4 protein-coding genes are annotated in these 3,192 nt (G+C 36.3%); all 4 read left to right on the top strand.

Translation table 11 applies throughout. From position 1 onward, the window contains the following. The first annotated feature begins 37 nt into the window (after window positions 1-37). Entirely contained in the window at window positions 38-1,237 is a 1,200-nt protein-coding gene (locus CKF54_RS08005; RefSeq protein ID WP_119525817.1) for a beta-ketoacyl-ACP synthase, read from the top strand. Further along, complete coding sequence (locus CKF54_RS08000) at window positions 1,230-1,676, top strand: dehydratase (protein WP_119525816.1); 447 nt, start codon at window positions 1,230-1,232, stop codon at window positions 1,674-1,676. Before CKF54_RS08005 ends, CKF54_RS08000 begins: the two co-directional genes overlap by 8 nt. Before the next feature lie 3 nt (window positions 1,677-1,679). Beyond that, window positions 1,680-2,408 (top strand): 3-oxoacyl-ACP reductase FabG, encoded by a 729-nt coding sequence (gene fabG / locus CKF54_RS07995; RefSeq protein ID WP_119525815.1) that lies wholly within the window; start codon window positions 1,680-1,682, stop codon window positions 2,406-2,408. A 220-nt stretch (window positions 2,409-2,628) separates the two neighbouring features. Beyond that, window positions 2,629-3,129 (top strand): hypothetical protein, encoded by a 501-nt coding sequence (locus tag CKF54_RS07990; protein ID WP_147396862.1) that lies wholly within the window; start codon window positions 2,629-2,631, stop codon window positions 3,127-3,129. The last annotated feature ends 63 nt before the right edge of the window (window positions 3,130-3,192 follow it).

Here is a 3,192-nt window from a genome sequence, read left to right as displayed (position 1 = left end):
CTAATTTCTACAAATAATATGTTTTAGATAGACAGATATGACAAAAATATTTATCCATAAACCGGGAATTGTTAGTTGTGTAGGTAATGGGTTGGAAACTCATCTGACCCAACTGCAACTTAAGGACAAAAAGAGCTTAACTCAATGTGAAAATCCATTTCCTAATTTCGCCATTAGAGCAGGAAGCTTTGGGATTGTAAAAGAAGAGCTAAGGGAGTTTCCTGAAAATTTACCAAGTCACTTTAGAAATCGTTGTAACCAATTACTTTGGCATGCGCTTGAGCAAATAGAAGAGCAAGTGCAGGAGGTAATCTCTAAGTATGGTAAACATCGTGTTGCTGTAATTATGGGAACTTCAACCACTGGGGTTGATGAATGTGATCCGTATTTTTTAGGAAAAGAAAAGGATATTGTTTTAAACCAATTATTTTTCTCAAATCCTGCGGATTTTGTTAAGACTGCCTATAATTTGACGGGGGTATCTTTCGGGATATCTACGGCTTGTACTTCTGGAGCTCGTGCTTTAATAAGTGCTGCTCGTCTTTTACATTGTGGTTTTTGTGATGCCGTAATTTGTGGAGGGGTTGATAACTTATCTCCTTTAACCTTAAAAGGTTTTGATTCTTTATCAGTTCTTTCTCCGGAAAATTTAAATCCTTTTTCAGAAAATCGTCAAGGTACCAATATTGGCGAGGGAGCTGCGGTTTTTGTTCTAACTAAAGAGAAGTTAGATAATAGTGCTCTAGAATATCTAGGGGGTGGGGCAAGCTGTGACTCTTATCATATGAGTTCTCCTCATCCAGAGGGTAAAGGAGCAATTGCTGCTTTAGAGCAAGCTTTAAGTCAGGCAAAATTAGACGCTGAACAAATTGGTTGGGTTAATTTGCATGGCACGGCAACCTTACATAATGATTTAATGGAAGCTAAGGCGATAACTTCAGTATTGCCTCCAGATGTTCCTTGTACTTCAACTAAATCTTACACTGGGCACACTCTAGGAGCTTCCGGTGCGATTGAAGCCGCAATTTTATGGGGATTTGTTAGTCCGGTTTATAACCAGCTAGGTAAGTTACCTTTACATCTTTGGGATGAAAAGTTTGATCCACAAATCTCTCCCTTAAACTTTACCAACCAAAATTCAACTTGGACAAAAGAAAAAACTCGTATTGGTTTAAGTAATTCTTTTGCTTTTGGTGGTAATAATGCAGTAATAATTCTAGGAGAGTGTAATGCCTAAGTCATTTACTTGCCCTATCTTAGATGTGTCTCATTTGTTATCTCAAAGTGGTAAGATGATTCAAGTCGATCAAGTGCTTGAGTATGGTGATGATTTTATCGTTACGAGTTTTGAGATAAAGCCGGATAATATCTTTTTAGAAAATGATCAATTGGATATTATCTATGCGATTGAACATATGGCACAAAGTATTGGTTGCTGGGCAGGTTGTCAAACTCTAGCCCATGGAGAAAAGGTAAACATTGGTTATTTCTTAGGGTCTCGCAATATTCAATTAGCTACAAATGCTTTAAAAGTTGGCACCAAGTTATTAACCAAAGTAAAACTGTCCATCCAAGACGCTAGTGGTTTTGGGGTGTTTGATGTTGAAATGTATGATGCACAAACTCAAGTTTTACTTGCCCAAGCTTCTCTTAATGTATTTAGTCCAAATAATTAATTTATGAATAAAACAGTTTTAGTTACAGGCTCTAGTCGTGGCATAGGTAAAGCAATTGCTTTGTCTTTAGCGCAACAAGGGTATGATTTAGTAATCCACTGTCGTAGTCGCATCGAAGAAGCACAAGAGGTTGTAGAGCAAGTTAAGGAACTTGGTCGACAAGCTCGTGTTTTACAATTTGATGTGAGTGATCGTCAAGCATGTAAAGAAATTTTAGAGCAAGACGTAGAGCAACATGGAGCTTATTACGGAGTGGTGCTTAATGCTGGTTTAACTCGTGATGGAGCTTTTCCTGCATTGACTTCAGAGGATTGGGATCAAGTTATCCATACAAATCTAGATGGCTTCTACAATGTTTTACATCCACTGATGATGCCGATGATCCGTCGTCGTAAAGCAGGAAGAATTGTTTGTATCACTTCGGTATCAGGTCTGATTGGTAATCGTGGACAAGTAAACTATAGTGCTTCTAAAGCGGGTTTAATTGGCGCAGCTAAAGCTTTAGCTATTGAGTTAGCTAAAAGACAAATTACAGTTAACTGTGTTGCTCCAGGTCTAATCGATACTGATATGATTGATGAAAATGTCCCTTTAGAGCAAATTCTTAAAATGATTCCAGCGCAACGTATGGGTAAACCTGAAGAAGTTGCCCATGCTGTGCAGTTTTTATTATCAGAGAATGCGGGTTATATAACTCGCCAAGTAATAGCGGTTAATGGAGGAATGTGCTAAACAGATATAGATTAAACAATTGATATAGATTAAGCAATTAATACAAAATAACGATTAATTTAAGTTAAAATAACTAACGTAGATCAACAAATTACCTGTAGAAAACTTTACTTAAAAAACTTTACTTAACTCTCAATTTATTTTTACAAGGAATATTTGTATGAAAATCTCTTTTAAGGTTTTTGTTGGTTTAATTTTTTCACTGCTTCTAACTAGCTGTATGTCTCTTAAGGCAGATCCTAGACTTTTACAGTCTAATCTAGATCCAAAAGCTCCTGCGGTAAACGCTGCTTATGTTGTAAGAACTGATATGGCAGATCATTTACACCGTCAGTTAACTGGTGCTAACTTAGACAAGCTGTTAAAAGATGTATTAGAAGTAGGTTTAAAGAACTCTGGCTTATTTACACCTACAGCTAATGATGAATATGTTGTTTATGCGCATTTAGAAGATGCTAGTCAATCTACTTTTAGTTTTGGAAGATTTAACGGTACTTTTGATGTAACTTACAAAGTTGCAGATAACAAAGGTAATGTAATCTTTACTACGAGAATCAAAACTACAGCAGGTTCTGATAAATACTACATCATTGGTGAACAAAGACATACCAGAGCTCGCATTGTTAATTGCTCTAAAAATGTAAATCAATTTATAGCAGAATTTAACCAATTCTTACTTGATCAAAATAAAAGTAAGAATGCTGGCAAGAAAAAAGGTTAAATAATTTTGTTACGATTTACTCCTAAGGGTTGAACTCTTAGGAGTGAGGTTACCCCCAAATGG

The organism is Psittacicella hinzii, assembly GCF_003585885.1.
GTDB lineage: Bacteria > Pseudomonadota > Gammaproteobacteria > Enterobacterales > Psittacicellaceae > Psittacicella.
This window is presented reverse-complemented; position numbering and strand designations above follow the sequence as displayed.

Bases quoted from the DNA above. Each gene is read 5' to 3' on its own strand.
- CKF54_RS08000 (WP_119525816.1), top strand. From the start codon at position 1,230: ATGCCTAAGTCATTTACTTGCCCTATCTTAGATGTGTCTCATTTGTTA.
- fabG (WP_119525815.1), top strand. From the start codon at position 1,680: ATGAATAAAACAGTTTTAGTTACAGGCTCTAGTCGTGGCATAGGTAAA.
- CKF54_RS07990 (WP_147396862.1), top strand. From the start codon at position 2,629: ATGTCTCTTAAGGCAGATCCTAGACTTTTACAGTCTAATCTAGATCCA.
- CKF54_RS08005 (WP_119525817.1), top strand. From the start codon at position 38: ATGACAAAAATATTTATCCATAAACCGGGAATTGTTAGTTGTGTAGGT.